The organism is Martinezella tropici, from assembly GCF_008370325.1.
Taxonomy (GTDB): Bacteria; Pseudomonadota; Alphaproteobacteria; order Rhizobiales; family Rhizobiaceae; genus Rhizobium; species Rhizobium tropici_B.
This window is the reverse complement of the sequence record NZ_VNIP01000009.1, coordinates 193,301-218,189: the sequence shown is the minus strand read 5'-3', so window position 1 is coordinate 218,189 and position 24,889 is coordinate 193,301. Positions and strand designations below refer to the sequence as shown.

Genomic DNA, 24,889 nt, shown 5'->3' with positions numbered 1-24,889 from the left:
AAGTGTGAGCGGTTTTCGGACGACATCGTGTTCTACCTATTTGATGCTAGCGCGGATTCAGATTTTAGGTCGATTCGACCTAAAATCATCCGACGCTAGCGTGGCGGAAAACTGTCATATTTACAAAGAGGATGGCAAGGCTATTGCCACGGAAGCGATCATAAAAATGGAAAAGCAACTCTAAAGCGGGCCGCGAATTGAGAAATATTCTTTTCGCTCGGTGCCGACAGCAGACAGCAAAAAGGCGACCCGAGGGCCGCCTTCACGCTTTGCGATCCGTGTGGATCGAAAATTATTCCGCTGCCGGCTCGGCTGCTGCGGCTGCAGCAGCTTCTGCAGCTGCCTTTGCTTCTGCGGCTTCAGCTGCGGCCTTTTCAGCTGCGAGCGCCTGAGCGGCTGCAACCTTCTCGGCTTCGATGCGTGCCTTCTCTTCGGCGAGAGCCTGGCGCTCAGCGTCGTTGAGCTTGCGGGCGCGGGTGCCGGTGTTCTCGACGATACGGGCAGCCTTACCGCGCAGGTCGCGCAGGTAGTAGAGCTTGGCGCGACGGACCTTACCGCGGCGAACGACTTCGACGCTTTCGATCATCGGGGAGTAGACCGGGAATACGCGCTCGACGCCTTCGCCGTAAGAGATCTTGCGAACCGTGAAGTTTTCCTGCAGACCGCCGCCGGAGCGGGCGATGCAAACGCCTTCATAGGCCTGAACGCGGGTACGATTGCCTTCCGTGACCTTCACGTTGACGCGAACGGTGTCGCCAGCGGAAAATGCGGGGAGCGTGCGCTTGGCTTCGATCTTGGCAGCCTGTTCGGCTTCCAACTGCTGAATGATGTTCATAGTATCAACCTCGTTGTTGCTTCAACAGCCAGAGCGCCCTGAACGATCTCTATCCCTGGTCGGACCTTCAAGGTCTCGTCTCGGATATATGCCTGTTACGGCAGGGGCGGATACGTCTGCTTTTCTTTGGTGGTTGATGGGAAATTTCCCATGCCGGGCGCGCACATACCCTATTGTCACGCCTTTGTCACCCCTTGCGGCCGAATTAAGTGGCGTTTGTTGCGGGATCGGGGGCTTGCAGAGGGAATTTATGGTCCGCCGCCGCCTATCGCGCGGGGATCAGGATTTCCTGGGCTTTTTCTTTGACACCGCGTTGAGTGCGGCTGCCGCGCGAACAAGCGCCTTCAACGCCTCGCCATCGATCTCTTCGTTTTCACTGATATCGATTGCCCGTCTCGTATTGCCCTCGAGGCTGGAGTTGAACAGGCGAGAGGGGTCTTCCAGCGAAGCGCCTTTCGCAAAGGTCAGCTTCACAACGCTTTTATAGGTCTCGCCGGTGCAGATAATGCCGTCACGCGACCACACCGGAACACCGCGCCATTTCCATTCCTCAACGACCTCGGGTTCTGCCTGTTTGATGAGTGCGCGGACATGCGCAAGCGTCTTGCCGCGCCAATCGGCCAGTTCCTGAACTCTCTCGTCGATCAGCCGAGAGGCCGACGCTGTCTGCTCCGCTTCGGTCGCGTTGTCTTTTGCCATCCCATTGGCCCTCCTCCGTATCGCTGAACTCAAGACTTATAGTGATATTGGGCCTGCCGATATAGGCGCGATATCGGCAGCGTATTCAAAAACCGCTATGATCCTGCACCTTGCGAGCCAAAACCTGCAACTCCCTGACCTGATCCGCCGCCAAGATGCGCTTCGGTATGAGCCTGTAGAGACGCCGGGATTCATAGAGCAGAATGCAGTGCCGATCCTGGCGGGCCATCAGGAAATCGCTCCATTGCAAACGCGCCTCGCCGAAATCGCTGCTGAAATGCACGCCGTCTTCGCTCCATGAGAGATGGACGGGTTTATGCAGCGTTTTCTGTTCGCGATAGGTTTTTCGGGCTGCTCTGCCACCGAACGTATAAACGGTGAGAAAGGGGATACCGACGATTCCTATAGGTAAGGCGACCGAAAACGTCAGAATGGGAATGATGGCGTCACTGGTATCGACGGCGCTTGCAAGGATAAGCCCGCAGGCGACTACTGCCAGCGCCCACAGCATAACAAGGCGAATGATAGCTGATCGGCTTCTGATATGCTGCCGAAAATGCAGACGAAGAGCAAGAAGCAAATCCTGCGGCGTCAGCTCATAAACGAGCTCTGTCCGCTGCTGATCGTCTTGTCTCAGTTCAGACATGAAGTTTCCTCGATCGCGATACAGCCGATCCGTCCATCAGCGTGATCCGAGGTTGGGTCGCAATTCGGCGGTGATCTTTTCGAGGTTCTTTGGCGTTACCTGCCAGCGCAGCGGATTGTCATATTCGAAATCGGCATTGAAGCGCCGTGTTTCCCGGTTGAACTGGAAGAGCATCTTGATGAAATCGCCACGATGTTCGCGCTTGAGCCATTCCCGATAGGATTTTACCTCCTGTTCGACAGCGTCAGTGAGGAAGGTAACGGCATGGGGAATGCCGCTCCTGTCATAGGCATATCCATAGCTCTCGACCACATCGCCATCGGCATCGATGCCGAAGATCGCCGAAACCTCGACCCAATCAATATTGTCGAGCTTGCCGGAATTGACCATCTCGCGGGCTATCCCATCCATCTGTCCTGTATTTTGAGGCGCCACTTGCGCGGAAGCGGGAGCCGACATCGCGATCGCGACGAGGCCAGCCGGGATCAATCGCGAGAACAGATTTCGCAGCTTCGATGCCATTTTCCCCTCAGTTGACGGTAGTCCACCCATCGCCAATGGATGGAGCAAGGATATGTAGAATAATCTGCACGAACAACTCGCGCTAGGACTGCATAGGAGATAGTGCAGCTTCTCAAAAAGCACATAGGTTCGCAGCCATTATGCTCGAGGGGCGGCTGGTTTTTAAGCTCGAATGCCGAGGAGGGCCGGTGCAACCAGAGCTGGGCGGGTGGTCCCCGGCTTATTTCCCTGATTGCTTGTCCAGCAAATCCGGCCGGCGCTCGCGTGTCAGCTGCTCAGCCTGCTCCCTCTGCCATTTGGCGATCGCCGCGTGGTTGCCCGAGGTGAGGATGGCCGGAATCTCATGGCCTTCCCAGATCTGCGGGCGCGTATAATGCGGATGTTCCAGCAGGCCGCCCTCGAAGCTTTCGTGCAGGCCCGAGAGGTCGTTGCCCATGACGCCGGGCAGGATGCGGACGATGGCATCGAGCAGGATCAGGGCGGCCGGCTCGCCGCCCGAGAGGATATAGTCGCCGATGGAGACTTCCTCGAGGTTGCGGCCGTCGATGACGCGCTGGTCGACGCCTTCGAAACGGCCGCAGACGATGATGACGCCGTCGCCGGCGGCCAGTTCGCGCACGCGCTTCTGCGTCAGCGGCTTGCCGCGCGGGCTCATCAGCAGGCGAGGGCGGCTGTCGTTTTCGCTGGCATGGTCGATGGCGCGGGCAAGCACATCCGGCTTCAGCACCATGCCGGCGCCGCCGCCGGCCGGCGTGTCGTCGACGGTGCGATGCTTGTCGGTGGCGAAGTCGCGGATCTGCACGGTGTCCAGCGACCATTGCCCGCGTTCCATCGCCTTGCCGGCGAGCGACGTGCCGAGATGGCCGGGAAGCATCTCGGGATAAAGCGTCAGTATGGTCGCCCGGAAACTCATGGCGCGGTCACTTCCCAATGAGGGTCACTTCTTCGTCTTGTCCTGCGGCTTTTCCGGCTTGCCGATGAGGTCGTCGGGGCTGTCGATCAGGCCGGCGGCGAGCGGATCGATCAGGAGCTTGCCGCCCTCAAGGTCGATTTCGAGCACGGCGGCTTCGGAAAAGGGGATCAACACGGGGCGCTTGCCGGGACCTTTCAGTTCGAGCAGGTCGCCGGCGCCGAAATCATAGACGCCGGTAACGGTGCCGTAGCCGGTTCCCTGGTCGTCGACGGCTTCGAGCCCTTCGAGATCGGCGTAGAAGAATTCGTCGTCGTCGAGCTCGCCATCAGGCAGGTTGTCGCGCTCGATGTAGAGTTCCAGGCCGTTCAGCGCCTCGGCGGCATTACGGTCGTTGATGCCGCGGAAGCGCACCACGACGACGTTCTTGGCCTCGCGAATCTCAAGCACTTCGAAGCTGCGGCCGTCCTTGCTGTGCAGGTGGCCGTAATCTCCGAGCGCGGTCGGGTCCGACGTATAGGCGCGCGCACGCACCTCGCCTCTCAGGCCCTGTGCCGCACCGATGGTGGCCATCAATACCGGATTTTGCAGTTTCGTCATGGTCTCTTCGCCGATTGCCGGGATTATGCAGCAGATCCAAAATGCTCCAGCGACCTTTGTGTGTGACACGCGGCGCTGTAGTTGGTTCTCTCATAGGCTGAACATTTGCCGATGGGAAACAAAAAACGGGCGGCATGTCGCCATGCCGCCCGTTTTCGACAGTCACAAGGACTGCTTATTCAGAAGCAGCGGCAGCGGCGTCAGCAGCCTTCTGTGCCTTTTCAGCAGCGCGTTCCTGAGCGCGCTTGCCCGGCTTTGCCTTTTCCGGGTTGTTCTTGGCGTCGCGCGTTGCGATGCCAGCTTCGGCGAGGAAGCGCAGAACGCGGTCGGTCGGCTGTGCGCCGTGGTCGAGCCAATGCTTGATGCGCTCGGCCTTGAGTTCAACGCGCTTGGCGTCGTCCTTGGCGAGCATCGGGTTCCAGGAGCCGAGGGTCTCCAGGAAACGGCCGTCGCGCGGCGAGCGGGCGTCGGCAACGACAACGTGGTAGTACGGGCGCTTCTTGGAGCCACCGCGGGCGAGACGAATTTTCAATGCCATGTTCATTCTCCTTAGGCTTTTCGTGACCGCTTCGTTGTGCGGTATGGTTACGTCGCGCTGCTTTTCTCGTGCTGCGTGATCCCTGTTGAAAGCGTCCTGCGTTTTCGGGATCATGCGGCCGGGGGTTACCCTTTGAAATCCGCAGCGATCTGTTCATGATGCCGGATGACTTCCTTGATGACGAAGTTCAGGAACTTCTCGGCGAAATCCGGGTCCAGATTTGCGTCCTTTGCCAGGCGGCGCAGGCGCTCGATCTGAAATTCTTCGCGCGCCGGGTCGGCCGGCGGCAGGTCGTACTTGGCCTTCAGCACGCCCACTGCCTTCGTGCAGCGGAAGCGTTCGGCCAGCATATGCACCAGTGCGGCATCGATATTGTCGATCGACTGGCGGTAGTTGCCCAATTGGGCTTTGACGTCTGGATCAATCATGGGGGTCAACGATCCTTCTCACTTCTTCTTCGGCAAACCGGAGAGGCCCGGGAAACCACCGCCAAGGCCGGGCAGCTTGGCGCCACCAAGCCCTGGCAAACCGCCGCCGCCGCCCAAGCCCGGCAAGCCACCCGGCAATCCGCCGGGACGACCGAGGCCGGCGGCTTCGGCCTGCTTCTGCAGGGCTTCGAGCTGCTTGGGTTCCATGTTCGACAGGTCGGGCATACCACCCATACCGCCGCCGAGGCCCATCTTGCCGGCAAGGCCGCCCATCAGCTGCTTCATCATGCCGCCTTTGCCCTTGCCGCCCATCATCTTCATCATGTCCGCCATCTGGCGGTGCATCTTCAGAAGCTTGTTGATGTCGGAGGCGTCGGTGCCGGAGCCGCTGGCGATGCGCTTCTTGCGGGAATGCTTGAGGAGATCCGGATTGGCGCGCTCGGCCTTGGTCATCGAGGAGATGATGGCGAGCTGGCGCTTGAACAGGCGGTCGTCGAGGCCGGCGGCCGCCATCTTGTCCTTCATGCCGGACATGCCGGGCATCAGGCCCATGATGCCGCCCATGCCGCCCATCTTCTGCATCTGGCCGAGCTGGTCGGCGAGATCGTTCAGATCGAACTTGCCCTTGGCCATCTTGGCGGCCATGGCGGCCGCCTTTTCGGCGTCGATATTCTCAGCCGCCTTTTCAACGAGCGACACGATGTCGCCCATGCCGAGGATGCGGTCGGCGATACGGCGGGGATGGAATTCCTCCAGCTCGCCCATCTTTTCGCCGACACCGATCAGCTTGATCGGCTTGCCTGTCACGGCGCGCATCGAAAGGGCCGCACCGCCGCGGCCGTCGCCGTCCATGCGGGTCAGCACGAGGCCGGTGATTCCTACGCGCTCGTCGAAATTGCGGGCGAGGTTGACGGCGTCCTGACCGGTCAGGCTATCGGCGACCAGCAGGATTTCGTGCGGATTGGACTTCTTCTTGATATCCGCCATCTCGACCATAAGCGGCTCGTCGATATGCGTGCGGCCGGCGGTGTCGAGGATGACGATGTCGTGGCCGCCGAGCTTGGCGGCCTGCACGGCACGCGCGGCGATATCGGTCGGCGACTGGCCGGCGATAACAGGCAGCGTGTCGACACCCGTCTGCACGCCGAGCTGGCGCAACTGCTCCTGTGCGGCTGGGCGGCGCGTGTCGAGCGAGGCCATCAGGACCTTCTTGCGGTCGCGGCTCGTCATGCGGCTGGCGATCTTGGCAGTCGTGGTGGTCTTACCGGAGCCTTGCAGACCGACCATCATGACGACGACCGGGGCCGGCGCGTTCAGATCGATGCCCACGCCTTCGCCGCCGAGCATCTCGATCAGCTCGTCATGGACGATCTTGACGACCATCTGGCCCGGCTTGATCGACTTCAGGATTTCGGCGCCGACGGCCTTTTCGCGGACGCGATCCGTAAAGGAGCGAACCACATCCAGCGCCACGTCGGCTTCGAGTAGCGCGCGGCGAACCTCGCGCAGCGCTGCGGAAACATCGGCTTCCGAAAGCGCGCCGCGGCCTGTCAGTCCATTCAGAATGGAACCAAGACGGTCCTGGAGGTTTTCAAACATCGCTTCTTCCTTATCGATCGCTTGGGATTAGACTTGGCGCAACTTGCGCGGTTCCTCGCCCGAAAACGTCGTGCTTTTCCATGACGAAAACAAGACGCAAAGCCAAAAAGCACCCGAGGGCGCATCGCGCTGTCGGGTGTTGACCTCCGGGATCTCTTTATACCTTTATGGGTCCCGGTCGGTGGCTCGGAGGCTTGTGCTCGTCGCAGATTGCGGGCGATAAACAGGAAAAGGCCGGCAAAGTCAACCCAAGGCGGGCCGAAAAGCCTGAAATGCACGGATGACAGCGTTATATCAATGTCGATTTGACCGTACCATCCTCTTCCAATTGTTATATCGATCCCCGCCATCAAGTGATTCCCCGAGATAGTTCCGAATGAATGATGCAGCCCTGACCGATCTTCTCGCCGCCTGCCGTGCTTACGCCGGTGGTCGCGTCGATGCGCAATTCAATGCGGCGGCGCAGGCCTTCTACGCGAGCGCAATGGCGCAGCCGAAGATCATGGCGCGGGCGGCGCGCGAGCTCAGCCGCCTGCCGCCGCCTGGAGCCGCAATCCTTGCGAATATGCTCGGCACCATCGTCGAAAAGGGTGGGGCGGTGGACCGCAGCGGTGCCGCCGTGTGGGAGCTTTACATGGCGTGGCTGCCGCAGATCCATCGCGGCTTTGCCGGCCGCAAGGAACTGAGCCCGAAGCAAAGGCAGCTGCTCGACGCTTTCCAGCTGCTCGGCCAATCGGCGGTTTCGCATCTTGCCGCCATGCCGCGGGAACGCGAGCTTGCCGCCGGCGACAAGGAGCTGATGGCGCAGCTTGGCGGGCTGCAGGACTACACGCCGGGTGCGGCCTGGGTCCGCCAGATGCTTCTGGGCCGAAGCGACGCCCTGCTGGTGCTGTATCTGCCGAGCCGCCAGGGCTTTCGCCTGCGCTATCAGAATATCGTCAATTGTTTCCATCTGTTCACACTGATCCAGGCGGCATTCGGCGAGACGCTTCCCGGCGGCCGCGCGCCCAACAGGTTCATCATCGACATGGCGCGCTGCGTGACAGTGGCCGAAGATGGCAATGACGAGCCCTGGTGGCGCTATGAGACGGTGCAGCCGGATGAGCGGGGGCTCGTCGAGATTTCCGGAGAGGCATCCGTCGAGACGATTGCCCGCATCGACGGCCGGCAGGTCATCCTGCTTTCACCGCTGGCCGAGGGTGCTGCGTTGTGGGATACGAGCTTTTTCACGCCGCAGCTTTTTGCCATGCCGGCGAACGTCGTGCTGGAGGAGACGCTGACGGCGCTTGAGGTCGAGGAGTGGCTCGGCAGGATCGGCTTATCGGCCGGCGAGGCGACAAGCGCGCAGGGGGTGGACAAGCCATGACCAGCTCATCCGGCTCAGCCAGGAAGAATCCCTATTATCAGGGGCCGGTTTCCGATCATTTCGACGGCGTGCGCTTCTTCAATCCCGGCGGCGTCGAGCCGGGCAGTGCATTCGATCTTTTGCGCTGGCAGTTCGGCGGCGGCCGGGTGCGCTGGCCCAATCCTGTCATCAGCGCCTTTCCTCCGGCAAGGCCGGACCGGCATGTGTTCGGCGAGCAGATGCGGGTGACCATGGTCGGACATGCTTCGATGCTGGTGCAGATTGCCGGGCTGAACATTCTGACGGATCCGGTCTGGTCGGAACGGGTCAGCCCTTTCCGATCCGTCGGGCCGAAGCGCGTGGTGCCGCCCGGCATCCGCTTCGAGGATCTGCCGCATGTCGACGTCGTCCTGGTGACGCATAATCACTACGATCACCTCGATCTCGCAACACTTGCCCGCCTGCAGCAAGCGCATCGGCCTAAGATCGTGACACCCCTCGGGAACGACACGATCATTCGCCGCGCCGTTCCAGACGCCGATATCACCATTGTCGACTGGGGCGATCGCATCACCGTTAAGGCTGATGTGACGATCGATGCCGAGCCCTGCCATCATTGGTCGGCGCGGGGCCTGGGCGACCGGCGTATGGCGCTATGGGCGGCGTTTGTGTTCACCACGCCAGCGGGCAAGATCTATCATGTTGGTGACACCGGCTTTCACGATGGCATCAACTACGAGGCGGCCGCCCGCAAGCATGGCGGCTTCCGCCTTGCGATCCTGCCTTTCGGCGCCTACGAGCCGCGTTGGTTCATGAAGGGCCAGCACCAGAATCCGGAAGAAGCGGTCAAAGGCATGAAGCTCTGCAAGTCGGCCTACGCCGCCGGGCATCACTTCGCGACCTTCCAGCTGACGGACGAGGGGATCGATGCGCCCGTGCAGGCGCTGGATGCAGCGCTGAAGGCCGAGGGCGTGGAGCCGGATCGGTTTCGACCCCTCAGGGCAGGGGAAGTTTTCGATGTTCCGGTTGTGTGAGCATTGATGCAACAAAAACCCCTTCTCCCCCGGGGGGAGAAGGGGTTGCGCGGAGGTCTTGGGGGCATCGAGCCTTACTGCGTAATCTCAGGCTCGACGAGCTTTGCCAGATTGATCAGCGATTCCTGCCAGCCGAGATAGCAAGCCTCCGGAGGGATGACGTCCGGTATACCCGCCTGGGTGATGTTGACCTCGGTCCCGACCAGCACCTTTTTCAACGTCACCGTCACTTCCATTTGGCCGGGCAGGTTGGGGTCGTCGAACCTGTCTGTGTAGCGCACCAGCTCGCCGGGAACGAGCTCGATATATTCACCGCCGAAGGCATGGACTTCACTGGTCGTAAAATTGCGGAACGACATCTTGAACGTGCCGCCGACGCTCCCTTCGAAGTGATGCACGGTGCAGGCAAAGCCGTTCGGCGGCAGCCACTTGGCAAGCGCATCCGCTTCGATGAATGCGCGATAGACCTTTTCCGGGCTGGTGGCGAGGACGCGGTGCAGGCTTATGGTATTCGGCATGGTCATAATCCCTATGGTTTGACGGAGTGGACGAGCCTAGGACGGGCGAGATTTCGGCAATCCGACACTCGGATGATTTTTTCTCAAAATAAATTGTGTCAAGGCTGCTCGGCGGGGTTTTCGTTGCGGTCATAAGGACGGGCCACCCGTCCTCGTGGTTCGAGACGGCCCTTTGGGCCTCCTCACCGTGAGGACTACCTCCTACCCGGCTCGCAACTCGCTCCACCCTCAGCCTGAGCCTGGCGAAGGATCAGCGCGGCCCGGATGGCCCCGGCCAATCTTGAAAGGTGCCATCCATCACGCCCCACTGGTAATTCCCCCGCAATTCCGCCATATACAGCTCGAAAACACTGACGGACATGGCATCATGAGCAATACGGTCGAATTCGCGAGGATGAACGGGCTTGGAAACAAGATCCTGGTCGTCGACATGCGCGGCCGCAAGGATGTGGTGACGGCGGCGGCGGCGATTGCGCTCAGTGCCGATCCGGCGACCCAGTTCGACCAGATCATGGCGATCCACGATCCGAAGATTGAGGGCACCGATGCCTGGATCGATATTCTGAACTGCGACGGCACGAAGGCGCAGGCCTGCGGCAACGGCACGCGCTGCGTCGTCCAGGCGCTTGCGGCCGAAACCGGCAAGAAGGCTTTCACCTTCCAGACCGTCGCCGGCATTCTGAATGCCAGGGAGCATGAGGACGGCACGATCTCGGTCGATATGGGCACGCCGGTCTTTGCCTGGGACAAGATCCCGCTTGCCGAGGAATTTGCCGATACCAGCCGCATCGAGCTGCAGATCGGGCCGATCGACAATCCCGTCCTGCATTCGCCCTCCGCCATGTCGATGGGCAATCCGCACGCGATCTTCTGGGTCGACAAGAACCCGATGGCCTTCGATCTCGATCGCTTCGGCCCGCTGCTTGAAAACCACCCTATGTTTCCCGAGCGCGCCAATATCACGCTGGCGCAGGTGCTTTCGCCGTCGTCGCTGCGCACCCGCACCTGGGAACGCGGCGCTGGCCTGACGCTTGCCTGCGGTTCGGCCGCTTGCGCCGCCGCCGTCAGCGCCGCACGCACCGGCCGCACCGGCCGCAAGGTAACGATCGAGGTCGCCTCTGCTCCCGCGCCTGGCAAACTCACCATCGAATGGCTTGAGAGCAACGATCATGTCGTGATGACGGGTCCTGCCGAATGGGAATGGTCCGGTACCGTCGATCCGGTCACGGGCAGCTTCTCGCGCGATCCGGAGCAGGGGGCTCAGGCGCGGTGAGCGGGGTCGAAGTCATTACCTTCGGCTGTCGTCTCAACACCTATGAATCCGAAGTGATGAGGTCGCAAGCGGAAGCCGCCGGGCTCAACAATGCCATCCTGGTCAATACCTGCGCCGTGACGGGCGAGGCCGTGCGTCAGGCGCGTCAGGCGATCCGCCGCGCGCGGCGCGACAATCCGCATGCGCGCATCATCGTCACAGGCTGCGCCGCGCAGACGGAGAAGCAGACCTTCGCCGAAATGGTCGAAGTGGATGCCGTTCTCGGCAACGAGGAGAAGCTGAAGAGTGCTTCTTACCGCGCTTTGCCGGATTTCGGCGTTTCGGCCGAAGAGAAGCTGCGCGTCAACGATATCATGAGCGTGCGGGCGACGGCGCCGCAGATGATCCGGCATATCGATGGCCATGTGCGCGCTTTCATCCAGGTGCAGAACGGCTGCGACCATCGCTGCACTTTCTGTATCATCCCCTATGGCCGCGGCAATTCGCGCTCGGTGCCCATGGGTGCCGTCGTCGATCAGGCGCGCAATCTGGTCGAGAGCGGCTATCGCGAGATCGTGCTGACCGGCGTCGATGCCACAAGCTATGGCGCCGACCTGCCGGGAACGCCGACGCTCGGGCTGCTTGCCAAGACGCTATTGAAGCAGATCCCGGAAATCCGCCGGCTGCGGCTTTCTTCGATCGACAGCATCGAGGCCGATCAGCATCTGATGGATCTCATCGCCGACGAGCCGCGCTTCATGCCGCATCTGCACCTCTCCCTGCAGCATGGCGACGATATGATCCTCAAGCGCATGAAGCGGCGGCACTCGCGCGCCGATGCTATCAGTTTCATCGAAGATGTGCGCCGTCTGCGCCCCGAGACGAGCTTCGGCGCCGATATGATCGCCGGCTTCCCGACGGAAACGGAAGACATGTTCGCAAATGCCGTCGGCCTGGCGGAGGAGGCCGGCATCGCGCATCTGCACGTCTTCCCTTACAGCCCGCGCCCCGGCACGCCCGCCGCTCGTATGCCGCAGCTCGATCGCGGCCTGATCAAGGAGCGATCCGCCCGCCTGCGCGAGGCTGGACAAAGATTGCATCAGGCCCATCTGGACAAGATGGTCGGCACGCGGCAATGGCTGCTTGTGGAGAATGGCGGACTGGCGCATACGGAAAACTTCACGCTTGTCGCCGCCCCCGGCCTTCGCCCGCGCGACCTTGTGCAGGTCGCAATCACCGGCCACAATGGCAAGCACCTCGACATGCAACTTCTGGCCGCCGACGCGGCCTAATGCTTCAACGGACACTTCATGGCGCTCGGTTTCATCAAAAAAGTCTTCACCTTTGGCCGCGAAAAGCCGGCTGAGGAGCAGGCGCCTGCGGAGGATTTGGCCAGGGTTGAAGCGCCTGTTGTAGATGTTTCGCCGGCTTCCGAGTTTGTTGAGCCTGTGTCACCTCCCTCTGTCCCTTCGGGACATCTCCCCCACGAGGGGGGAGATTGGTTGGAGGATGCCGCGCCGGCTGAGCAAGAGCAAAAGGCTGAAGTTCAAGTAGATACTATTGAAGTAAATGAGCCCGAGGTTGCTGACTCAGATACAGACGACGAAGTCGCAGATTCTTCTGAGCAAGCCGTAAGCGCTGAAATTCATGGGACGTCCGAAGAGCGCCCCATCGAACCGATCTCCCCCCTTGTGGGGGAGATGTCCGACAGGACAGAGGGGGGTGACGAAGCTCCCGCAAGCTCGGAGCCTTCGTCGAAAGACTCCGAACCCTCCTCTGAAACCACCGACACCCCGGCCGAAGCTCCCAACCTCCCCAAGGGCTTCTCCACCGCCGCCTCGGCTCCTGCGCCTGTTCCGGAAGCCCCAAAACAGAAACTCTCCTGGTTTCAGCGCCTGCGCGCCGGGCTTGCGCGTACCTCGTCGCAGCTGACCGGCCAGATTGCGGCGCTCTTCACCAAGCGCAAGCTCGACGATCAGACGCTGCAGGATCTGGAGGATCTGCTGATCCAGGCCGATCTCGGCGTCGAAACGGCGATGCGCGTCACCGATACGCTTGCCTCCGAGCGCTACGGCAAGGATGTCACCGGCGAAGACGTGACCCGCATCATGGCGCAGGAAATCGCCAAGGTACTGAAGCCTGTGGCAAAGCCGCTGCAGCTCGACCTCAGCCACAAGCCGCATGTCATTCTCGTCGTCGGCGTCAACGGTACCGGCAAGACGACGACGATCGGCAAGCTGGCGGCAAAGCTTTCGGGTGCGGGGCTGAAGGTCATGGTCGCTGCCGGCGATACGTTCCGCGCCGCCGCCATCGAGCAGCTGAAGATCTGGGCTGATCGCACCAAATCGGAATTCATCGGCACGAAACTCGGCGCCGATGCCGCCGGCCTTGCCTTCGATGCCTTCCAGCAGGCCAAGGCCAACAAGAGCGACGTGCTGATCATCGATACCGCCGGCCGCCTGCAGAACAAGGCGGAGCTGATGGCCGAGCTCGAAAAGATCGTGCGCGTGCTCGGCAAGCTCGATCCGGATGCGCCGCATACCGTGCTGCAGACGCTCGATGCGACCACGGGCCAGAATGCGCTGAACCAGGTGGAAATCTTCCGCAATGTCGCCGGCGTCAATGGGTTGATCATGACAAAGCTTGACGGCACGGCGCGCGGCGGCATTCTCGTCGCCATCTCCGCCAAGCACAAGCTGCCGGTCTATTTCATCGGCGTCGGCGAGGGTGTAGACGATCTCGAGCCGTTCGAGGCCGAGGATTTTGCCCATGCCATTGCCGGTACGGGGGCTGTAAACAGCCAATGAATGACAAGAACAAATTCGATGACAAACGTGACGACAGGGAAAGTGCCGCAATGACGACCAGCGACAGCGATCTCACCCCAAGTGCGGCCGACAAACATCACCCCATGCTGAAGCTGGTGCTGGAACTCGGGCCTTTGCTGGTGTTCTTTTTCGGCAATCTGCGTGGGGAATGGCTGGTGCAGCATTTTCCGCAGCTGGCAGCCCTCGGCGGGCCTCTCTTCGTGGCCACCGGCCTGTTCATGGCAGCAACCGCGATTTCGCTTATCGTCTCGAAGGTGATGCTGGGCCATCTGCCGCTGATGCCCTTCGTCTCCGGTATCGTGGTGCTGATCTTCGGCGCGCTCGGCATTTACCTGCAGAACGAAACCTTCATCAAGATGAAGCCGACCATCGTCAATGCGCTGTTCGGCGTCGCGCTGCTCGGCGGCCTTGCCTTCGGCAAGTCGCTGCTCGGCTATGTCTTCAATGCCGCCTTCCAGCTTGATGCAGAGGGCTGGCGCAAACTGACGCTGCGCTGGGGCATTTTCTTCTTCGTTCTGGCCGTGCTCAACGAAGTCGTCTGGCGCGGCTCGAACTGGTATTACCTGCCCGACGCCAAGGCTGCGGATAATCTCTGGGTGAACTTCAAGGTGTGGGCGACGATGCCGATCACCATCCTTTTCACCCTGTCGCAGATGCCGTTGATCATGAAGCACACGATCGAGCCGCCGACGGAAAGCGGGAAATGAGCGAAGCCATCGACGCTCAAAGCCGATACCGGCAGCAAAGTTTCTGGTTCATCGCCTGTGCCGTCGTCCTGCTCGTGCAGATCGTGGCTGAATATATGATGGGCCGCGTGCCGATCTGCACCTGCGGCTACGTGAAGCTGTTCGAGCCGGTGGTGAAATCGAGCGGCAACTCGCAGCATATCGCCGACTGGTACACGCCGTCGCATATCATCCACGGCTTCCTCTTCTTCGGGCTCACGCATCTGATCATGCGCGGCAAGCCGCTGTCGATGCGGCTCTTCGTTGCCATGCTGATCGAATCCGGCTGGGAGATTCTGGAAAACTCGCCGATCATCATCAATCGCTATCGGGCGGCAACGATCTCGCTCGATTATGTTGGCGACAGCATCCTCAATTCGTCGATGGATGCCGTGTTCATGGTGGTCGGTTTCCTGTTTGCCCGGCGCGCTCCGGTGTGGGTGACGGTCGCCATCGCCATCTTCTTCGAGCTGCTCACCGGCTACCTGATCCGTGACAATCTTACGCTCAACGTACTGATGCTGGTCTGGCCGGTCGATGCGATCAAGACGTGGCAGGGCGGGATTTAGCTTTTCCCCCTCATCCGCCCTTCGGGCACCTTCTCCCTGAGGGGGAGAAGGGATTAAAGCGCCGATTTCCCCTGCGCCTTCGCTATGGCCGGATAAAGCCCTTCCTTCAGGCTGGTCGGCGTAAAGGGGCCGACCTGCTTGTAGAGGATCGTGCCGTCGGGGGAGACGAGGTAGGATTCCGGAATACCGTAGACGCCCCAGTCGATGGCGGCTGAGCCATTCGGGTCGATGCCGATGGCGTTATAGGGATTGCCGAGCTCGCCGAGGAAGCGGAGCGCGTTCTCGTTCGTGTCCTTGTAATTGATCGCCACGATGTTGAGCTCACCGCTCTTCGCTAGTTCCTTCAACACTGGATGCTCGTCGCGGCAGGGGATGCACCAGGAGGCGAAGACGTTGACGAGCGTCAGCTTGCCCTTGATGGCGTCATCGGTCAGCGCCTGAAGGTTGGAGCCTGCAAGAGGTGCGAGCGCAAGCTTCGGCGCCTTGGTGCCGATCAGGGCCGAGGGAATGGCCGAGATGTCGGTGCCGTGTACTTCTTGGTCATACATGACCTTGCCGACGGCAAAGGCGATGCAGGCAAAGACGATGAGCGGGATCAGCGCCAGCAGATAGCGCGCGGTGCCGCTTGATTTTACGCCATTCTTGTTGTCGGCATTGGCCGTCATTTCGTCTCGCCTTCGGGCATGCGCTGCGAGCGGCGGCGGATGCCGGATGCTTCCAGCTCGGCGAGTTCGCGACGGCGCAGGCGCCCGTCGATCCATGTCCAGGCGATGATGGCGAGGATCATGATCGCGGCAAAGCCATAGGAGCCGTAGACGTAGAAGGGATGCGTCATGCTATTCCTCCCGGCTTGCCATGCGCGCGGCGATGCGGCGCTGCGCGGCGATGCGGCGGCGCCAGATCTCGTTGCGGATCGCCATCAGATGCAGCGCGAAGAACAGCAGCGTGAAGGCGAGCGCCATGATGAGGAGCGGCCGGAGGAATTCCGCGTCGATGGCCGGGCCATCCATGCGCATGATGCTTTCCGACTGATGCAGCGTATTCCACCAATCGACCGAAAACTTGATGATCGGAATATTGATGAAGCCGACCAGGGTCAGGATGGAGGCGACGCGGGCGGCTTTTGATGGGTCGTCCATGGCGCGGTTCAGCGCGATCAGGCCGAGATACATCAGAAACAGGATGAAGACCGAGGTCAGGCGCGCATCCCAGACCCAATAGGTGCCCCACATCGGCTTGCCCCAGAGCGAGCCGGTGACGAGCGCGATCAGCGTGAAGGCGGCGCCGAGCGGGGCGGCGGTCTTGCCGGCGACATCGGCCAGCGGATGGCGCCAAACGAGCGTGCCGATCGCCGACATGCTCATGATCGTGTAGCACATCATCGAGAGCCAGGCCGATGGCACGTGAATATACATGATGCGAACGGTATCGCCCTGCTGGTAGTCGCCCTCGGTCGTGAAGGACAGATAGAGGCCGATCGCGAAAAGCACGGCCGAAATAATGGCCAGCCAGGGAATGAGACGCGCCGAGAAGGCCAGAAACCGCGTGGGGTTGGCGAGGTCGGAAAATCGGCTGATCGCAGGACTGATATCGCTCATGCGGCTTGTTTAACCCGATATGGCTTTTCCGGCAATCGACCGCATTGTCTCAGATCGACGAAACAGTATCTCCGTTAGAGCCTTTCCGCTTTTCTTCGAAACGCGAAAACGCTCTATCCTTTTGTTGTTACGCAATTCCGGACGGAAAACCGCTTCGCACTATTCGTGGAATTGCTCTGATCAATCAGTCGTGTTCCGCAAGGCAAGGGCGGCGGCGGCCGGGCCGATGACGGCGAAGAACAAAGTGAGCGCGGTGAGGATCAGGAACGGCGGCAGGAAGGGTTGCGGTCCCTCGACGGCGGCGTATGTCGCGCTGACGCCGAAGATCAGCACGGGAATGGTGAGCGGCAGAACCAGAATGGAGACCAGCAGCCCGCCGCGCGGCAGCGCCACCGCGACGGCAGCACCGACCGCGCCGATGAAGGTGATCGCCGGCGAGCCGACGAGCAAGGTCAAGGCAGTCGCGCCGATCGCCGTCTCGTTCATATTCATAAAGAGACCGAGCAGCGGCGAGGCAATGACGAGGGGCAGGCCGGTCGCCACCCAATGCGCCGCGCATTTGATGAACACCGTCAGCACGAGCGGCGTTTCCTGCATGACGAGCAGATCGAGCGAACCGTCGTCGCGCTCCGCCTGGAACAGCCGGTCGAGGCCGAGAAGGCTCGCCAGCAGCGCGCCGATCCAGACGATGGCCGGACCGATGCGCGAGAGAAGCTTGAGATCCGGGCCGACGCCGAAGGGAATGACGGCGACGACGGTGAGGAAGAAGAGAATGCCGATCAACGCCCCGCCGCCGGCGCGCACCGAAAGTTTGAGGTCGCGGAGGAAGAGGGCGGTCATGGATGGCACCGAGTATGACGCACGATACCCCCCTCTGTCCCTTTCGGGACATCTCCCCCACAAGGGGGGAGATTGGTGGCCCGCGGCCCCCATCTACCCTGATCAAAAATCGAATTTGCAGAAACTGTGTTGATTGGTTTTGCAAGACGGTGCCGCGAATTCCCAATGATCTCCCCCCTTGTGGGGGAGATGTCCCGAAGGGACAGAGGGGGGTAGCGAAGGTTCGGTAAATTCAGCACCATCGAGCTCATCCCCATACCCCCTCACTCACCTCGGCAAATCCCCTCATCCGCATCTCCTGCGCATTCTCCAATCCCAGCGGCTGATGCGTGGCCGCAAGAACGATGCCGCCATTCTTCTGATGCGCCGTGATCAGCTCCGCAAACAGCCGGTCGGCGGAGCTGTCGAGCGCCGCCGTCGGTTCGTCGAGGATCCAGATGGGGCGGTGGGCGACCAAAAGTTTTGCAAATGCGATTCGCCGCTGCTGGCCGGCGGAGAGGTAGCCGAAGGGAAGATGGGTGATGCCGGCGAGCCCGACGGCGTCAGCGGCTTTATCGACAGTGAGGCCGAAACCGCCCCCCATGTCGCCGAGGAAGGTTTTCCAGAAGGTCAGGTTTTCGGCGACCGTAAGCTCGGATTTCATCGCATTGCGGTGGCCGAGATAGTGGCTGGCTTCGCCCGCAGGCCGGCTCGATTCGCCGTCATTTCCGGTGAATGTGACACGGCCTTTTTCCTGCCTGAGAAGGCCTGCCACAACACGCAGAAGCGTGGATTTTCCCGAGCCGTTGCGCCCGGTCAGGATGAGGGCGTCGCCACCTGCCAAGTTGAAGGAAACATTCGAGAAAATCAGGTCTTCGCCCCGCCTTGCCGCCAGATTTTCAGCGCATAGATGCATTCGCTCAGACTTTCCCCGTTGTCGTTGCCGCAGCGCGCAAAAAATTGTCCAAATTTGCGCTTTGTCACTCTGGCAAGTCTTTACGAAATTATCTATAAGACCTGCAACCACGCCAGCGGTCGGCGTGAATTTCATCCTTGCGCCGAACATAAGGTTTTCTGCCTTACGTGCGGACAGCGGAAATGGCCGCACCCGCATCCTGATGTGCATAAAGTGCATAGGCGTTCGCACGACTGTGTTGGCTATCAGAAACGGGGTATCTCGTGTCTAAATCTCTTGACAGTTTCAATTGTCGTTCCACGCTGACCGTGGGCGGGAAAGACTATGTCTATTTCAGCCTTCCTAAGGCTGAAGCCAATGGTCTGCCCGGCGTTTCCAAGCTGCCTTACTCCATGAAGGTGCTTCTGGAAAACCTGCTGCGTTTTGAAGACGGGCAGTCGGTCACCAAGGACCATATCCTTGCCGTCGCCGAATGGCTGACCAACAAGGGCACCGTCGAGAACGAAATCGCCTATCGCCCGGCGCGCGTGCTGATGCAGGACTTCACCGGCGTTCCGGCCGTTGTCGACCTCGCCGCCATGCGCGACGCCATGGTCTCCCTCGGCGGCGATCCGGAAAAGATCAATCCGCTCGTTCCCGTCGATCTCGTCATCGACCACTCCGTCATCGTCGACGAATTCGGCACTCCCCAGGCTTTTGCCAAGAACGTCGAGCTGGAATACCAGCGCAACGGCGAGCGCTACCGCTTCCTGAAGTGGGGCCAGCAGGCATTCAAGAACTTCCGCGTCGTCCCTCCCGGCACCGGTATCTGTCACCAGGTGAACCTCGAATATCTCGGCCAGACCGTCTGGACCAAGGAAGAGGACGGCGAAACGATCGCTTATCCCGACACCTGCGTCGGCACCGATTCGCACACGACCATGATCAACGGCCTCGGCGTTCTCGGCTGGGGTGTCGGCGGTATCGAAGCTGAAGCCGCCATGCTCGGCCAGCCGGTCTCCATGCTGCTGCCTGAGGTCATCGGCTTCAAGCTCACGGGCAAGCTCAAGGAAGGCGTCACCGCGACCGACCTCGTTCTGACCGTCGTGCAGATGCTGCGCAAGAAGGGCGTCGTTTCCAAGTTCGTCGAATTCTTCGGCCCCGGCCTCGACAACATGCCGCTCGCCGACCGCGCCACCATCGGCAACATGGGTCCGGAATATGGCGCGACCTGCGGCTTCTTCCCGGTCGACAAGGAAACGCTGCATTATCTCAACATGTCCGGCCGCACAAAGGACCGCATCGCACTCGTCGAAGCCTATTCGAAGGCTCAAGGGATGTGGCGCGACAATGATGGTTCCGATCTCGTCTTCACCGACACGCTGGAACTCGATCTCGGCGACGTCGTTCCCTCGATGGCCGGCCCGAAGCGTCCGGAAGGCCGTATCGCGCTGGAAAACATCGCTTCCGGTTTCGCGACCTCGCTGGATACCGAATACAAGAAGCCCGGCCAGCTCTCCAACCGCTATGCGGTCGAAGGCACGGATTTCGATATCGGCCATGGCGACGTTGCCATCGCCGCCATCACTTCCTGCACCAACACTTCCAACCCTTCGGTGCTGATCGCCGCCGGCCTTCTCGCCCGCAACGCCGTTGCCAAGGGTCTGAAGTCCAAGCCGTGGGTCAAGACATCCCTGGCACCGGGATCCCAGGTCGTCGGCGAATATCTCGCCAAATCCGGCCTGCAGGCCGATCTCGACAAGCTCGGCTTCAACCTGGTCGGCTTCGGCTGCACCACCTGCATCGGCAATTCCGGCCCATTGCCGGCGCCGATCTCGAAGACGATCAACGACAAGGGCCTGATCGTATCTGGCGTGCTCTCGGGCAACCGCAACTTCGAAGGCCGCATCTCGCCCGACGTCCAGGCAAACTATCTCGCTTCGCCGCCGCTCGTCGTCGCCTATGCGCTCGCCGGTTCGGTGCAGCTCGACCTGACGAAGGAGCCGATCGGCGAAGACCAGAACGGCAAGCCTGTTTATCTGAAGGACATCTGGCCGACCTCGCAGGAGGTGCAGGAATTCATCCTGAAATACGTCACCCGCGAGCTCTATGAGAGCAAGTATGCCGACGTCTTCAAGGGCGATGCCAACTGGCAGGCCGTGCAGGTTCCTCCGGGCCAGACCTATGCCTGGGACGACAATTCGACCTACGTGCAGAACCCGCCCTACTTCGTGGGCATGGGCAAGAAGGGCGCCGGCGTCTCCGACATCAAGGGTGCTCGCGTTCTCGGCCTCTTCGGCGACAAGATCACCACCGACCACATTTCTCCGGCCGGTTCGATCAAGGCTGCCTCGCCGGCCGGCTCTTACCTCATTGGCCATGGCGTCGGCGTTGCCGACTTCAACCAGTACGGCACGCGCCGCGGCAACCATGAAGTCATGATGCGCGGCACTTTCGCCAATATCCGCATCCGCAACCACATGCTCGGCCCGAACGGCAAGGAAGGTGGCTACACCATCCACTATCCGTCCAAGGAAGAGACGTCGATCTACGATGCGGCCATGCAGTACAAGGCCGAGGGCGTTCCGCTCGTCATCTTCGCAGGCGTCGAATACGGCAACGGCTCGTCGCGCGACTGGGCTGCCAAGGGCACGAACCTGCTCGGCGTGCGCGCCGTGATCGCCCAGTCCTTCGAGCGTATCCATCGTTCGAACCTGGTTGGTATGGGCGTCATCCCCTTCGTCTTCGAGGAAGGCACCACTTGGGCCAGCCTCGGCCTGAAGGGCGATGAACTCGTCACCATCGAAGGCCTGGAACACATCAAGCCGCGCGAGCGCAAGATCGCCAAGATCACCTATGGCGACGGCTCGGTGAAGGATGTTCCGATCATCTGCCGCATCGATACGCTGGATGAGGTCGTCTACGTCAACAATGGCGGCATTCTGCAGACGGTTCTGCGCGATCTCGCCGCCTGATAGGCGTCTGAACTTCTCTTGCACGCCGCCGGGAAACTCTCCCGGCGGCGTCTTGTTTTTCACGGTGATGTGTACGGCGAGACTTCCGGCTCACCCCGGCCTCACCCCATCGTGACTTTGCGTCATCGCGCTAAACTATTATCTCTTGTTTCAGATTTTTCGGGCTTGATGTGGTCTGGTCGCCCCAAGAAGCGCGAGTTGCAGAGCCCGTGTAGGCAGACGGCGCTCGAGATTGGATGCAGAGGTAAGATGGAAATGCGCCTTCGATTTTCGGTTCCACTTCTGGCAGGCATCGCGCTCGCAAGTTCGCTGCATGCGCAGGAGGCGTCGAAGATCAAGGGCGTCGTCGAACTCTTCACCTCGCAGGGCTGTGCCTCCTGTCCGCCCGCCGATGCTGCGTTCCGCAAGCTGATCCGCCAGGGCAATGTCGTCGCTCTCGCCTATCACGTCGACTACTGGAACTATCTCGGCTGGAACGACACCATGGCGTCCAAGGACAATACGGCGCGCCAATACGCCTATGCCCGCACGATGGGCCGCAGCGGCGTCTATACGCCGCAGGCGATCGTCAATGGCAGGGACCATATGAACGGCGCCGATCTCGACGCCATCAACGTCAAGATCGACGATTTCCAGCGCCACGGCGAGGGACTGATAGTTCCGGTGAATGCCGCTACGAAGGGCGACGAACTCGAGATCAAGATCGGCGCCGGTGACGGCAGGGCCAATGTGGTCGTCGTCTATTTCGACAAGGAGCAGATGGTAGCTCCGAAAGGCGGCGAAAACACCGGCCAGCAGATCGCCTACATGCATGCCGTATCGGACGTCGAGACCGTGGGCATGTGGGATGGCAAGGCCATGAACCTCGTGTTGCCCTCCACCGTGCTTGAAAAGGCCGGTCGAAGAGGCCTTGCCGTTCTGCTGCAATCGTCGACGCCTTCGGGCGATCCTGCAGCCATTCTTGGCGCAACGGTTCTGACCATCGGCCCGGACGGCTGAACGGTATTTCTGAATTTCGGCTGACGCCGAAAGGTTCTCTATTTTGGCTGGCGCCAAAAAGGCTCCCTATTTTGGCTGATGCAAAAAGGCTCCCTATTTTGGCTGGCGCCAAAAAGGGGAGGTGCCCGGCGGGGACGCATTCGGGGCTGGGGTTTAATCGACGCGCCCCGGCCGGGCCGTTTGACGCGGCGGCGCCAAACGGCTGCCTATACTTCCTGTAAATTGGGCGTCGTTTTGTCTGAAATGCGGCGCTGCCGAGATGCTTTCGGGCATGGGAAAGAAATTGTGAGCCGTCGGCCATCTTGCAATTTGGCGTGGCTGAGGCAAACTGTCATTCTCCTGTCATGAGATAACCCTTGGGGGATTGATGACTGATCAGCCGGATTTGCGACACGGCGAACACCGTTCCGCCGATACTAGTTCCTCCGTCGTCGATCTCAGAGAATACAAACAAAGCAAGGATCCGCTACCGGTGACCTTCCATCGCCGGGAGCTGGATGCGATTTTGTGGATCTACGGCCGCATGGTCGGCGAAGGCGAATGGCGCGACTACGCCATCGACCATCTGAAAGAGAAGGCGGTTTTCTCCGTCTTCAAGCGCTCCGGCGAAATGCCGCTCTTCCGCATCGAAAAGAATCCGAAGCTCGCCGCCAAGCAGGGCGCCTTTTCCGTCGTCAACACCAACGGCATGATCTTGAAGCGCGGCCACGAGGTACAGCAGGTTCTGAAGGTGTTCGACAAACAGCTGAAGCTGGTGGAGAAGTAGGTTTTCTTCGTTGGGCGCGTGTTCGTGGAGGGTGCTTCACCCCCCTCTGTCACTGTCGTGACATCTCCCCCACAAGGGGGGAGATTGGTTGCTCGCGATACGCTCTCGCCTCAAGCGAACATCGAATCCGCTGAAAATGTAGTTTGTTGATTTGGAAGCAGCGAACGGCAAACTCCCAACGATCTCCCCCCTTGTGGGGGAGATGTCAGCGAAGCTGACAGAGGGGGTATCAGAGGTGCGACATATGCAAAACTCGCGCTATTCCCCAAACAACGTCCCAGGATAAATCGAAGGATCCGGATCGGTGCCGTCGCCTTCGCCCAACGCCTTCTGCATCAGCATGGTATCCAGCCATCGGCCGTGTTTGTAGCCGGTGCCTTTCAATAGGCCGGTTTCAGTGAAGCCAGCAGCGCGATGCACGGCGACGGAGGCGGGATGGGCGCCGCCGATGACGGCGATCATCTGGCGGAAGCCGAGCGCCTCGCAGCGTTCGACGAGCGCATCGAGCAGCAGCCTGCCGACGCCGCGCCCACGGGCCTCGGGTGCCAGATAAATCGAATCCTCCACCATCCAGCGATAGGCCGGCCGCGTGCGGAACGATGAGGCATAGGCATAGCCGAGAAACGCGCCGGTCTCGTCTTCGGCGACGATATAGGGATAGCCCTTTTCACGGATTGCCTGGAAGCGGCCTGCCATCTCTTCCTGGCTCGGCGGCGTGATTTCGTAGCTTGCCGTGCCGTTGAGGACGGAATCTCTGTAGATAGCGGTGATATGGGAAAGATCGTCTGGGGTTGCGCTGCGAAGGCTGACGGACATTGTTTCTGTTGCCTGATCTGCGGATTTGCGACGGCAGTTATCAAATCGCAGCGCCTGTGGCCAGGCAAATAAAAAGGCGGCCGAAGCCGCCTTTCCGGTGCTCATTCATGCTGCGCGATTAACGGCGGTTGCCCATAAACTGCAGCAGGAACATGAATAGGTTGATGAAGTCCAGGTAGAGCGACAGGGCGCCCATGATGGCCTTGCGGCCAGCCACCGTGGCATCGTCGGCGGTGTAATACATTTCCTTGATCCGCTGCGTATCGTAGGCGGTGAGGCCGGCGAAGATCAGGACGCCGATCACCGAGATCGCGAACTGCAGGGCGGACGAAGCCAGGAAGATGTTCACGAGCGTCGCGATGATCAGGCCGAAGAGACCCATCATCAGGAACGAGCCCATCGCGGATAGATCACGCTTCGTCGTATAGCCGAAGAGCGACAGCGCGCCGAAGGAGGCGGCGGTCACGAAGAAGGTCTGTACGACGCTCTGGCCGGTGTAGATGATGAAGATCGACGACAGCGACAGGCCTACCAGCGCGGCGTAGACCCAGAAGGTCGTCGTCGCGGCAGCCACGCTCATGCGGTTGATCCTGAAGCTCAGGAAGAAGACCATTGCCAGCGGGGCGAGAATGACAACCCACTTCAGCGGGCTGAGATAGATCGCCTGGCCGAAGGCCGTGATCTGTCCGTTTGCAAAGGCGAGCGAGAAGGAGAGATAGGCGGCAACACCCGTGATCGCCAGACCCAGCGCCATCAGGTTATAGACCTTGAGCATGTAGGCTCGAAGGCCCTCGTCTATCATCGCACCGGATTGCGCACCGCTCTGCGCCCGGTTTTGGTAATTGCGGAAGTCAGCCATGTTTTCCTCTTTCAAGCTCCGATGTGAGTACGGTGTCGGGTCTTTCAAGCCCAGGCGCCGCTGCGGAGCTCCAGCATGCCTGCACAGAATATGAGGCTTTCGTGCCTCATACAC

At 60.7% G+C, this 24,889-nt stretch carries 27 protein-coding genes; 10 read left to right on the top strand and 17 right to left on the bottom strand.

All coding sequences use genetic code 11. The features are described 5' to 3' along the window. Positions 1-292: 292 nt before the first annotated feature. The 9 genes from rplS to ffh all read right to left on the bottom strand — a co-directional run bounded on the left by rplS (position 293) and on the right by ffh (position 6,777). Positions 293-835, bottom strand: a complete 543-nt coding sequence (gene rplS / locus FP026_RS17915) for a 50S ribosomal protein L19 (RefSeq protein ID WP_015341481.1) — start codon at positions 833-835, stop codon at positions 293-295. 279 nt (positions 836-1,114) lie between these two features. Next, entirely contained in the window at positions 1,115-1,534 is a 420-nt protein-coding gene (locus FP026_RS17910) for a DUF1801 domain-containing protein (RefSeq protein ID WP_149635976.1), read from the bottom strand. Positions 1,535-1,619: 85 nt separating this feature from the next. Continuing rightward, entirely contained in the window at positions 1,620-2,180 is a 561-nt protein-coding gene (locus FP026_RS17905; protein ID WP_149635975.1) for a YcxB family protein, read from the bottom strand. Positions 2,181-2,216: 36 nt separating this feature from the next. Then, positions 2,217-2,702, bottom strand: coding sequence for a hypothetical protein (locus FP026_RS17900; RefSeq protein WP_149635974.1), 486 nt, complete (start codon positions 2,700-2,702; stop codon positions 2,217-2,219). A gap of 220 nt (positions 2,703-2,922) precedes the next feature. Next, positions 2,923-3,615, bottom strand: coding sequence for a tRNA (guanosine(37)-N1)-methyltransferase TrmD (trmD, locus tag FP026_RS17895; protein WP_149635973.1), 693 nt, complete (start codon positions 3,613-3,615; stop codon positions 2,923-2,925). Positions 3,616-3,639: 24 nt separating this feature from the next. Then, on the bottom strand, positions 3,640-4,212 hold the full coding sequence (gene rimM, locus FP026_RS17890; protein WP_149635972.1) for a ribosome maturation factor RimM: 573 nt from the start codon (positions 4,210-4,212) through the stop codon (positions 3,640-3,642). A gap of 175 nt (positions 4,213-4,387) precedes the next feature. Next, positions 4,388-4,750 carry a 30S ribosomal protein S16 gene (gene rpsP / locus FP026_RS17885; protein WP_092717295.1) on the bottom strand — a complete coding sequence of 121 codons (363 nt, stop codon included), beginning with the start codon at positions 4,748-4,750 and terminating at the stop codon, positions 4,388-4,390. 125 nt (positions 4,751-4,875) lie between these two features. Beyond that, entirely contained in the window at positions 4,876-5,178 is a 303-nt protein-coding gene (locus tag FP026_RS17880) for a chorismate mutase (protein WP_149635971.1), read from the bottom strand. An 18-nt stretch (positions 5,179-5,196) separates the two neighbouring features. After that, a complete protein-coding gene (gene ffh, locus FP026_RS17875; protein WP_149635970.1) occupies positions 5,197-6,777 on the bottom strand; it encodes a signal recognition particle protein in 1,581 nt (526 codons plus the stop codon). A 376-nt stretch (positions 6,778-7,153) separates the two neighbouring features. On the opposite strand from ffh, the gene FP026_RS17870 reads away from it, so the two are divergent. Both FP026_RS17870 and FP026_RS17865 read left to right on the top strand, forming a co-directional pair. Then, positions 7,154-8,143, top strand: a complete 990-nt coding sequence (locus tag FP026_RS17870) for a hypothetical protein (RefSeq protein ID WP_149635969.1) — start codon at positions 7,154-7,156, stop codon at positions 8,141-8,143. Next, positions 8,140-9,156, top strand: coding sequence for an MBL fold metallo-hydrolase (locus FP026_RS17865; protein WP_149635968.1), 1,017 nt, complete (start codon positions 8,140-8,142; stop codon positions 9,154-9,156). The genes FP026_RS17870 and FP026_RS17865 overlap by 4 nt, the downstream gene beginning before the upstream one ends. A 74-nt stretch (positions 9,157-9,230) precedes the next feature. On the opposite strand, the gene FP026_RS17860 is transcribed toward FP026_RS17865, so the two are convergent. Beyond that, positions 9,231-9,674, bottom strand: a complete 444-nt coding sequence (locus tag FP026_RS17860; protein ID WP_188112615.1) for an SRPBCC family protein — start codon at positions 9,672-9,674, stop codon at positions 9,231-9,233. Between the two features lie 367 nt (positions 9,675-10,041). Here FP026_RS17860 and dapF point away from each other — a divergent pair, with 367 nt between their 5' ends. From dapF to FP026_RS17835, 5 genes are read left to right on the top strand one after another with little or no spacing between them, the layout of a single operon-like run. Then, complete coding sequence (gene dapF, locus FP026_RS17855; RefSeq protein ID WP_149635966.1) at positions 10,042-10,947, top strand: diaminopimelate epimerase; 906 nt, start codon at positions 10,042-10,044, stop codon at positions 10,945-10,947. Further along, positions 10,944-12,218, top strand: a complete 1,275-nt coding sequence (gene mtaB, locus FP026_RS17850; protein ID WP_149635965.1) for a tRNA (N(6)-L-threonylcarbamoyladenosine(37)-C(2))-methylthiotransferase MtaB — start codon at positions 10,944-10,946, stop codon at positions 12,216-12,218. The genes dapF and mtaB overlap by 4 nt, the downstream gene beginning before the upstream one ends. An 18-nt stretch (positions 12,219-12,236) precedes the next feature. After that, complete coding sequence (gene ftsY, locus FP026_RS17845) at positions 12,237-13,733, top strand: signal recognition particle-docking protein FtsY (RefSeq protein ID WP_149635964.1); 1,497 nt, start codon at positions 12,237-12,239, stop codon at positions 13,731-13,733. Next, positions 13,730-14,461, top strand: coding sequence for a septation protein A (locus FP026_RS17840; RefSeq protein ID WP_149635963.1), 732 nt, complete (start codon positions 13,730-13,732; stop codon positions 14,459-14,461). Before ftsY ends, FP026_RS17840 begins: the two co-directional genes overlap by 4 nt. Beyond that, on the top strand, positions 14,458-15,048 hold the full coding sequence (locus tag FP026_RS17835) for a DUF2585 domain-containing protein (RefSeq protein WP_149635962.1): 591 nt from the start codon (positions 14,458-14,460) through the stop codon (positions 15,046-15,048). Before FP026_RS17840 ends, FP026_RS17835 begins: the two co-directional genes overlap by 4 nt. Positions 15,049-15,101: 53 nt before the next feature. Here FP026_RS17835 and FP026_RS17830 read toward each other — a convergent pair whose 3' ends face one another. The 5 genes from FP026_RS17830 to ccmA all read right to left on the bottom strand — a co-directional run bounded on the left by FP026_RS17830 (position 15,102) and on the right by ccmA (position 18,381). Then, positions 15,102-15,713 (bottom strand): DsbE family thiol:disulfide interchange protein, encoded by a 612-nt coding sequence (locus FP026_RS17830; RefSeq protein ID WP_149635961.1) that lies wholly within the window; start codon positions 15,711-15,713, stop codon positions 15,102-15,104. After that, positions 15,710-15,883, bottom strand: a complete 174-nt coding sequence (gene ccmD / locus FP026_RS17825) for a heme exporter protein CcmD (RefSeq protein ID WP_149635960.1) — start codon at positions 15,881-15,883, stop codon at positions 15,710-15,712. The genes FP026_RS17830 and ccmD overlap by 4 nt, the downstream gene beginning before the upstream one ends. Before the next feature lies 1 nt (position 15,884). Then, positions 15,885-16,646 (bottom strand): heme ABC transporter permease, encoded by a 762-nt coding sequence (locus tag FP026_RS17820; protein WP_149635959.1) that lies wholly within the window; start codon positions 16,644-16,646, stop codon positions 15,885-15,887. A 180-nt stretch (positions 16,647-16,826) separates the two neighbouring features. Next, complete coding sequence (gene ccmB / locus FP026_RS17815) at positions 16,827-17,486, bottom strand: heme exporter protein CcmB (protein ID WP_149635958.1); 660 nt, start codon at positions 17,484-17,486, stop codon at positions 16,827-16,829. Between the two features lie 247 nt (positions 17,487-17,733). Further along, a complete protein-coding gene (gene ccmA, locus FP026_RS17810) occupies positions 17,734-18,381 on the bottom strand; it encodes a heme ABC exporter ATP-binding protein CcmA (RefSeq protein ID WP_149636146.1) in 648 nt (215 codons plus the stop codon). 263 nt (positions 18,382-18,644) lie between these two features. Here ccmA and acnA point away from each other — a divergent pair, with 263 nt between their 5' ends. The 3 genes from acnA to FP026_RS17795 all read left to right on the top strand — a co-directional run bounded on the left by acnA (position 18,645) and on the right by FP026_RS17795 (position 23,100). After that, complete coding sequence (acnA, locus tag FP026_RS17805; RefSeq protein WP_149635957.1) at positions 18,645-21,335, top strand: aconitate hydratase AcnA; 2,691 nt, start codon at positions 18,645-18,647, stop codon at positions 21,333-21,335. Positions 21,336-21,590: 255 nt separating this feature from the next. After that, positions 21,591-22,334 (top strand): DUF1223 domain-containing protein, encoded by a 744-nt coding sequence (locus tag FP026_RS17800; RefSeq protein ID WP_149635956.1) that lies wholly within the window; start codon positions 21,591-21,593, stop codon positions 22,332-22,334. A 367-nt stretch (positions 22,335-22,701) separates the two neighbouring features. Continuing rightward, entirely contained in the window at positions 22,702-23,100 is a 399-nt protein-coding gene (locus FP026_RS17795) for a DUF2794 domain-containing protein (protein WP_149635955.1), read from the top strand. 258 nt (positions 23,101-23,358) lie between these two features. Here the strand turns inward: FP026_RS17795 and FP026_RS17790 are convergent, their stop codons facing one another. Both FP026_RS17790 and FP026_RS17785 read right to left on the bottom strand, forming a co-directional pair. Continuing rightward, positions 23,359-23,916, bottom strand: a complete 558-nt coding sequence (locus FP026_RS17790) for a GNAT family N-acetyltransferase (RefSeq protein ID WP_149635954.1) — start codon at positions 23,914-23,916, stop codon at positions 23,359-23,361. Positions 23,917-24,034: 118 nt separating this feature from the next. Continuing rightward, positions 24,035-24,775, bottom strand: a complete 741-nt coding sequence (locus FP026_RS17785; protein WP_149635953.1) for a Bax inhibitor-1/YccA family protein — start codon at positions 24,773-24,775, stop codon at positions 24,035-24,037. Positions 24,776-24,889 lie beyond the last annotated feature (114 nt).

What these genes read in the sequence shown, in the direction of transcription:
- FP026_RS17865 (WP_149635968.1), top strand. Translation starts at nt 8,140, where the DNA reads ATGACCAGCTCATCCGGCTCAGCCAGGAAGAATCCCTATTATCAGGGG.
- rpsP (WP_092717295.1), bottom strand. Translation starts at nt 4,750, where the DNA reads ATGGCATTGAAAATTCGTCTCGCCCGCGGTGGCTCCAAGAAGCGCCCG.
- ftsY (WP_149635964.1), top strand. Translation starts at nt 12,237, where the DNA reads ATGGCGCTCGGTTTCATCAAAAAAGTCTTCACCTTTGGCCGCGAAAAG.
- ffh (WP_149635970.1), bottom strand. Translation starts at nt 6,777, where the DNA reads ATGTTTGAAAACCTCCAGGACCGTCTTGGTTCCATTCTGAATGGACTG.
- FP026_RS17880 (WP_149635971.1), bottom strand. Translation starts at nt 5,178, where the DNA reads ATGATTGATCCAGACGTCAAAGCCCAATTGGGCAACTACCGCCAGTCG.
- FP026_RS17840 (WP_149635963.1), top strand. Translation starts at nt 13,730, where the DNA reads ATGAATGACAAGAACAAATTCGATGACAAACGTGACGACAGGGAAAGT.
- rimM (WP_149635972.1), bottom strand. Translation starts at nt 4,212, where the DNA reads ATGACGAAACTGCAAAATCCGGTATTGATGGCCACCATCGGTGCGGCA.
- FP026_RS17790 (WP_149635954.1), bottom strand. Translation starts at nt 23,916, where the DNA reads ATGTCCGTCAGCCTTCGCAGCGCAACCCCAGACGATCTTTCCCATATC.
- FP026_RS17860 (WP_188112615.1), bottom strand. Translation starts at nt 9,674, where the DNA reads ATGCCGAATACCATAAGCCTGCACCGCGTCCTCGCCACCAGCCCGGAA.
- FP026_RS17785 (WP_149635953.1), bottom strand. Translation starts at nt 24,775, where the DNA reads ATGGCTGACTTCCGCAATTACCAAAACCGGGCGCAGAGCGGTGCGCAA.
- FP026_RS17835 (WP_149635962.1), top strand. Translation starts at nt 14,458, where the DNA reads ATGAGCGAAGCCATCGACGCTCAAAGCCGATACCGGCAGCAAAGTTTC.
- rplS (WP_015341481.1), bottom strand. Translation starts at nt 835, where the DNA reads ATGAACATCATTCAGCAGTTGGAAGCCGAACAGGCTGCCAAGATCGAA.
- FP026_RS17900 (WP_149635974.1), bottom strand. Translation starts at nt 2,702, where the DNA reads ATGGCATCGAAGCTGCGAAATCTGTTCTCGCGATTGATCCCGGCTGGC.
- FP026_RS17795 (WP_149635955.1), top strand. Translation starts at nt 22,702, where the DNA reads ATGACTGATCAGCCGGATTTGCGACACGGCGAACACCGTTCCGCCGAT.
- ccmD (WP_149635960.1), bottom strand. Translation starts at nt 15,883, where the DNA reads ATGACGCATCCCTTCTACGTCTACGGCTCCTATGGCTTTGCCGCGATC.
- FP026_RS17800 (WP_149635956.1), top strand. Translation starts at nt 21,591, where the DNA reads ATGCGCCTTCGATTTTCGGTTCCACTTCTGGCAGGCATCGCGCTCGCA.
- FP026_RS17820 (WP_149635959.1), bottom strand. Translation starts at nt 16,646, where the DNA reads ATGAGCGATATCAGTCCTGCGATCAGCCGATTTTCCGACCTCGCCAAC.
- dapF (WP_149635966.1), top strand. Translation starts at nt 10,042, where the DNA reads ATGAGCAATACGGTCGAATTCGCGAGGATGAACGGGCTTGGAAACAAG.
- ccmA (WP_149636146.1), bottom strand. Translation starts at nt 18,381, where the DNA reads ATGCATCTATGCGCTGAAAATCTGGCGGCAAGGCGGGGCGAAGACCTG.
- ccmB (WP_149635958.1), bottom strand. Translation starts at nt 17,486, where the DNA reads ATGACCGCCCTCTTCCTCCGCGACCTCAAACTTTCGGTGCGCGCCGGC.
- trmD (WP_149635973.1), bottom strand. Translation starts at nt 3,615, where the DNA reads ATGAGTTTCCGGGCGACCATACTGACGCTTTATCCCGAGATGCTTCCC.
- FP026_RS17870 (WP_149635969.1), top strand. Translation starts at nt 7,154, where the DNA reads ATGAATGATGCAGCCCTGACCGATCTTCTCGCCGCCTGCCGTGCTTAC.
- FP026_RS17830 (WP_149635961.1), bottom strand. Translation starts at nt 15,713, where the DNA reads ATGACGGCCAATGCCGACAACAAGAATGGCGTAAAATCAAGCGGCACC.
- FP026_RS17905 (WP_149635975.1), bottom strand. Translation starts at nt 2,180, where the DNA reads ATGTCTGAACTGAGACAAGACGATCAGCAGCGGACAGAGCTCGTTTAT.
- FP026_RS17910 (WP_149635976.1), bottom strand. Translation starts at nt 1,534, where the DNA reads ATGGCAAAAGACAACGCGACCGAAGCGGAGCAGACAGCGTCGGCCTCT.